Below are 6,160 nucleotides of genomic sequence, written 5' to 3'. Positions count from 1 at the left end.
TAGTAAAATCAAATGTGGATACAATTCTGATGACCATTCCTGCATATCTTGTTTAATTAATAATTGATCTGTTTGTAATGCGGGTAGTTCTGTTATTTGTATATTTGGCCGTTTAAGAGTATCATCCACACGCAATTGTATGAATTGAGCTTGTCTCCCTAACTTACTTAACGATAGCGAAATATCTAAATTTTCTTGTTGTGTTTCTGCTAAAGCAACAGGGGTTGCAAAAGTGCATATTGGAAGTGCCCCTCCAGTCAAAAATGATATTACTAAGAATCCTTTGATGACTCTATTTTTCATTCCATACAAACCTCCATTTTCATCCTACTATCTTATCTTACGTTTACAAGTTTAATATTTAGGAGGTATCGATTTCAACATGATATAGTGCACTTTCCAAATGTACAAATGATTTACTTGTTTAAATTCCAAAGTTCGAAAAAATGGAGTTAGATTATTGCAAACGTCGTTTTTATTTATATAAAGCATGAATCACTTCAAGGCCTTTCAAGGCACATGAAGCATGAAAAAGAGTTTGAAATCATAAGGATTTAGAAAAAAAGATTCTGTTGCAAAGTTTGAGAAATCATACCCACCTTTACAAGATTCTGCGGATTTAACAAAATGTCGCTTAATATGTCTATGGTCCTGTCCGATGATATTATTGAAATACTTAACTGTACATACGGAACATTTTCTGTTGTGAGGTCCGCTAGTTCTCCAAAAGCTTTCACTAACCTTTTCATAAACATATAGGCCTCGCTTTTGGCGAAGTTGAATACCCAAAGTGTGACCTTCCTTATCAATCGCAAAAGTAATGATTTCACGACTTATTTTATGATTTTTATCTTGTATCTATCTGTCCCTTCCATATTTGAATGATCTTCTTACCATTCTTCGATGTTCTTAACCATAAATAAAAGAGCACCCGCGCGAAGATGCCCTAAAGATGAACTATATAAGAAAGGAGATTAATCTACCGTGCATTATACCCTATGCTCAGCTAAGATAAATATTATCATGATTGATCTTTTTGGTTTAAAAAACCAAAAAATCATATACTAAAAACGAATAACAAACTAATGTTATTCGTTTTTAGTATATGATTCCCTCCAATATTTCTTATAGAAGGTTGAAGAATGAATGTACAGAATTCCTTACATCTAAACTAATCTATCATATTTATATATTGGCCCATACTGTTACGAAAAAGGACGCTGCCATGAAATATTCTCATTATTTGGTTTTTCTTTTCATACTCCTCATTTTATCGTGGATTGTATATGCTATAGTCTATCATTAAGATAGTCCCCTCGTTAATATGGTATTTAATGAAACTGATTTTTAACTTAGCAAGTTGTTTATCGTGTTATTTCACACTTGTCATAGCTCCACGTAATGAAGCAACTTCCGCTTTGACTACATTGCATTTGCACCTTTCTTAACTTATTGCTTTGGTTCCATTCTTAACGAATTTACATATAATATCTTGAACCCTTACTTTTCGAACTATTATTTGTTCATGACTCACACATAACAATAATGGTTAATGTAAGTTTCAAAAAAACGAGTACTGCCCCTGTCACCAGTACTCTTTTTTTACATAATAAAAGAAAAAATCAAAACAAAAAAGTATATGAAACCAAATGTAGAATATAGTATATATCCCGTTCCCAGTGCCATTCTATATATATAAATGCATGTGTGTTGGAGAGGAGATTTCATTCGTCTCTTTTTTATTATATTCATCATAATTGGTATATAAAACCAATGACTAACACATAATAAGAATGGAAGAAGGACAGACAATATTGTTTTCGTATAAAGCTCCCCAAGGAATGCTCATTATCTGTTGATTGGATAGCCACATACGTTTGTCCTTCCTCCACTCAGTTAATGTACTTCTCCTCTGAAGAATGATTAGTACGACATGTGATATTTCATTGCTCCCCCAAAAAGGGGGATTAATACAACATATTCTATATCAGTTGCAGGAAAATTTCGGGAATGTTCTTCTTTGTGGCACTGTTACAAGGGCTACTAGGTGGTTTAAGTTCGTATGTTAGACACACCTCACCTGAGATGCTTAAAATGAAAAAAGAATTAAGTAACCTGGCTGGACAAAGTTCACTGACGTCCGAGGTAATTTCTGGAATTAGATCAGACTTTGCTGGTGCGATGATTGGAGCATTATTCATAGCAGCTATTTATAAAATGTTTATGATGTTCTTTGGGAATGATACCCCTTATAAAACCTTATTGAATATTGTAGTTTATACAAATATTGTCCTTATTATTGGCGGACTTATTAATACAATTTTAAGTCTAATCTTTGGTACTGGAATGACAATGACCCAATACACGGGTTTAGGGTTATTATTTACGGAAGGTACATTTGCATACGGAATTGGTAATACAATTGAAATGTTCTATGTATGGAATTTAGTTTTAATTTGGCTCGGATTATACATTACAGCTGGATTAAGTAAGGTGAAAGCATCCATTCCCATTATTGTTCTATTTATTATTAAAGCGGTATTCTTAGCGGCAATTATGGTATTAATAGCTAATCTTTTACCAGGTATGCCAATGTAAATAGATTAAGTCAGTATACATAAGTTTAGTAAAAGATTTACAACATTATTAACCGGTCCCTTAACATACAAGGTACCGGTTAATTTGTGTCTGAAATGTGTCTAAATGTACAATATTCGGTGACCCCTATTAGTAAAATTCAAGCCTATAGACAGTTACAAAAAGCTGGGGATTTTGCCAGAGTCGAATCTTTAGGTACCCATACCATGCGTAAAACATTCGGATATTGGTTTTACAAGCAAACAAAAGATATTGCTTAAATTCTAAATCTAAACTATCCGCTAGTTCAGAACCTCTTGACCTTTACCATATGACATTTTTTTAGTGGTAATTTCAAATATATGATTTATAGTTAATTATATGCAGAAAATCACCTGCTAAATTTATGAATATTTCTCATAAATTTTTTAATCATCATATATAGGAGGTATTTTTATGATTCTAGAATTTCCAATATTAGAAGAAATACCACCCATAACTTGGTGATTTTCTACAAATAAAATTATGATACTGAAGGAGAATTTACCCATGAAACAGATTTCTATGATTCCGGAATTTCCATTACCAGATGAAGTACCACCAACATTTTTTTGATAATTCACGATAGAATTCAAAACAGAAGCTTGATGCAAAGCTTCTGTTTTGAATTTGTCAATATTAGGGGAGAATTATTATGAACAAATTGACATTAAAGATACCTACCGAGTTTTCTACAAATAGATTAATTATACGGGTTCCAAAACCTGAAGATGCAATGGTTGTGCATGAAGCTATTTGTTATTCTATAGCTGAATTAAAACCATGGATAAAATCTCTACAACAACTACCTACAAGAGAAACTCTCGAAATGCTCATTATAAATTACAATATCCAATTTCTACAACGTTCAACATTACCATACTTAATGTTTTCAAAAATAACTGGGGAATTTATTGGTTTTGCAATTTTTCATGAAATTAATTGGGAAATACTTAAATTTGAAGTTGGATACTGGATTCATTCTAAATTTAGTAAAAAAGGATATATGACTGAGGGCGTACGTAGACTTGTAAAATTTTCCTTTGAAGAATTAAAAGCAAACAGAGTGGAAATTCGGTGTGAGGCTGCTAACATTCAAAGTCATGCTATACCAGAAAAATTATATTTTAAACTAGAAGGTATTTTAGAAATGAATGAATTAAATGCCAATAAAAAAGAGTTAAGTGATACTTATATATTTGCCATGACTCAGCCACTTTATTATCTAACTTTGGCAAATGAATAAAAACAAATCAAGACTAAGATGAAAAAAATAACTACTCAGTCACCATTTGGTGTCTTTTTTTATGCTGTTAATCCAAATAGGGGTCACCACACATGCCCATCAACTTAAGAGCAAAAATAAAATGAGTTTCCCCTCAAATCAGCTACAAACTGTTCAACATATTGGCTATTCTTAAAAATACACATACTAAAGAAACTCTAACGAGTTTTATTTTTAAAATTATACAGCTTTCTTTTGTTCCCTAGCTATACTATACTCATAATGAACACCCATGATATCAAAGACAGTCTTTTTCTCATATCTATGAGATTTCCGTCCGTTTTGTTGTAGAAGGTGGAACAGACGAATTAGAAGTTTTGTTATCTCTTGGGTGTTTTTCTGTATGGCTTGATATAACAACAATAGATGATCTTGGATCATTCCAATCGCTTTATATTCACTTAATTCTTTTTTCTTCTTCTGTAATAAAAGTCGGCGCATTTTAAACATGGTAGAAGAACATAAGAAAATAGCAATCAGTTTCCCGTATAAATGGCACTCTACTCGTTCTTGTTTGACGGTACGACAATGATCTATATGAAACAATGATTTCCACGTTTTAAAAACAATTTCTATCTGCTAGCGTAACGAGTATAACTCATGGACTTGCTTCATCGAAACCCACTCCCACGGAGTGTTTGTTACATATACATTCAGCCCAGATAATATTTTGCTTTTTTTCGAATACGATTTTCCTTTTTTCTTTTCACTCTCCACTTGTTTTTTCCGTCGTTCTTGTAATTGCTTTTCTGTTAGACGATACAGAACGAGTCGTGAAAACAAAACTTTTTGATCTCCCACATAAACATTTCCTACTTCATAGGTTTCACCAGGTAATAAGCGCTCCATCATCATTTACAAATTGACTTTTACATATTCTGTATGTTTTTTGATTGTACCATTACGAAAAAATGCCGGATTAGGATTTTTGATATATACATTTGTATTTAACTTTAACCGCGAAATATAATACGTACCACGTTGGTCCATTTGATCTAAGTCTTCTAATGAAAAATACCCTAAATCACGAATACATAAATCACCTGGTCATAAGATGTGAAGTTTGAAAAGAAAAGCACAGGAGATTCCTCTATTGTAGGGAACCGTGTAATCTCTAAAGTTAATAATCTATAGATTCTATCATTCGCCATCTTGGTAAGATAAAAATATTACTGGCTCTGTAGATGCAGGATTTGGCTTCACTATTGATGCGAAAGTAAGTGTAAATGGTTCACCTCAATACAAAGTGCACAATAGCAAAGATAAAACATATTATGTAACTGCAAATGAAGCCTATGTGTATAAGATAGTTTTTATGTAATAACCAAATGATAGCTAACAGTCGTAGGAAAAGTGCAAGGGATTGTTTTTTTGTATAGAACGGATTGTGTATCACATAACAGGAGCAGTTTACTATATGTAAAGATTTTTTAAAATATGTACAAAATATAAGCACCTTCCCCAGTTGAAGGTGCTCTCACGTGGTGATTCTCTCAATGTCATGTACAGTATATCCAATATAATGAAAAGATAGAACCATTTCTTGACGGTTATATGTAAATACACTCTATTTTCAATAGAACATTCTATTTCCCTTACATACATATATGAGAAAATAATGGTTTTTAGAACCATTTCTTGTGCACGATCTCAAAGACCATCATACTAAAAACCGATTCCAATAAGGTAAATGAAGTTTCTTTTTTCATACTAATCACACAAATTTTTTAAGAATAATAGTATCAGTATGTCTAAGTTTGAAAGATTATTTGCAAATGGACTGAAGTTTTTGTACTAGAACTGGATCATTCCATAAGAAAACGGATTTTTTTGAGTATTAAATAAGCGGATTGGATTTAATTATTTTAAGTATTGTTATAAAAATATGATACGTTACTTTTTATTTTTTTTGCATATTATAACTAAACTATAAAATAAAAAATGGAGGGGTATTTTATGAAATTAGTAGGTATTCAAGGTAATTATGACACAATTTTTAGTTTAGGGAATGCTTGTTTAGTATCAAATAGATTACGTGAATATGGTCTTCGATTTTATACAGGGGTAATAGATTGGATGCTTTCTCCTAATTTGTTAAAGATAGTAGATTTATTACAAAATCGATTTGAAGGTTTTATGAAGAAAGAAAGTAACTACTCAGCTTCCTCACGGAAGCTTTTTAAATTTTACTAGTTTCATATGCCTCTCATTTGTAAATACTGAGTATATCAAACAGTGTGGAGGTGATAATATGGTCGA

The 6,160-nt window shown here is 31.8% G+C and carries 2 protein-coding genes and 6 pseudogenes; 5 read left to right on the top strand and 3 right to left on the bottom strand.

The annotated features are described in order from the left end of the window. Positions 1-303 (bottom strand): annotated as a pseudogene (locus JDS99_RS29530) (HBL/NHE enterotoxin family protein); the annotation flags it as partial. Between the two features lie 175 nt (positions 304-478). Then, a pseudogene (locus JDS99_RS32635) lies at positions 479-813 on the bottom strand (hypothetical protein); the annotation flags it as partial. A 1,185-nt stretch (positions 814-1,998) separates the two neighbouring features. Between JDS99_RS32635 and yknW the strand changes: the two are divergent. The 3 genes and pseudogenes from yknW to JDS99_RS29520 form a co-directional block, all read left to right on the top strand. Further along, positions 1,999-2,598 (top strand): annotated as a pseudogene (gene yknW / locus JDS99_RS29525) (YknW family membrane protein); the annotation flags it as partial. A 125-nt stretch (positions 2,599-2,723) separates the two neighbouring features. Then, positions 2,724-2,855, top strand: a pseudogene (locus tag JDS99_RS32180) (hypothetical protein); the annotation flags it as partial. Positions 2,856-3,271: 416 nt separating this feature from the next. Next, on the top strand, positions 3,272-3,862 hold the full coding sequence (locus tag JDS99_RS29520) for a GNAT family N-acetyltransferase (protein ID WP_199696318.1): 591 nt from the start codon (positions 3,272-3,274) through the stop codon (positions 3,860-3,862). Positions 3,863-4,081: 219 nt separating this feature from the next. Here JDS99_RS29520 and JDS99_RS29515 read toward each other — a convergent pair. Continuing rightward, a pseudogene (locus JDS99_RS29515) lies at positions 4,082-4,948 on the bottom strand (IS4 family transposase); the annotation flags it as partial. Positions 4,949-4,957: 9 nt separating this feature from the next. Between JDS99_RS29515 and JDS99_RS29510 the strand changes: the two are divergent. Then, positions 4,958-5,222, top strand: a pseudogene (locus JDS99_RS29510) (N-acetylmuramoyl-L-alanine amidase); the annotation flags it as partial. Between the two features lie 635 nt (positions 5,223-5,857). Then, positions 5,858-6,094 (top strand): DUF1796 family putative cysteine peptidase, encoded by a 237-nt coding sequence (locus tag JDS99_RS29505; protein WP_242475800.1) that lies wholly within the window; start codon positions 5,858-5,860, stop codon positions 6,092-6,094. Positions 6,095-6,160 lie beyond the last annotated feature (66 nt).

Source organism: Bacillus cereus group sp. N6, assembly GCF_016483705.1.
Taxonomy (GTDB): Bacteria; Bacillota; Bacilli; order Bacillales; family Bacillaceae_G; genus Bacillus_A; species Bacillus_A wiedmannii.
Note: the sequence above shows the minus strand (reverse complement) of the source record. Positions and strands in the feature narration are given on the sequence as shown.

Bases quoted from the DNA above. Each gene is read 5' to 3' on its own strand.
- JDS99_RS29520 (WP_199696318.1), top strand. From the start codon at position 3,272: ATGAACAAATTGACATTAAAGATACCTACCGAGTTTTCTACAAATAGA.
- JDS99_RS29505 (WP_242475800.1), top strand. From the start codon at position 5,858: ATGAAATTAGTAGGTATTCAAGGTAATTATGACACAATTTTTAGTTTA.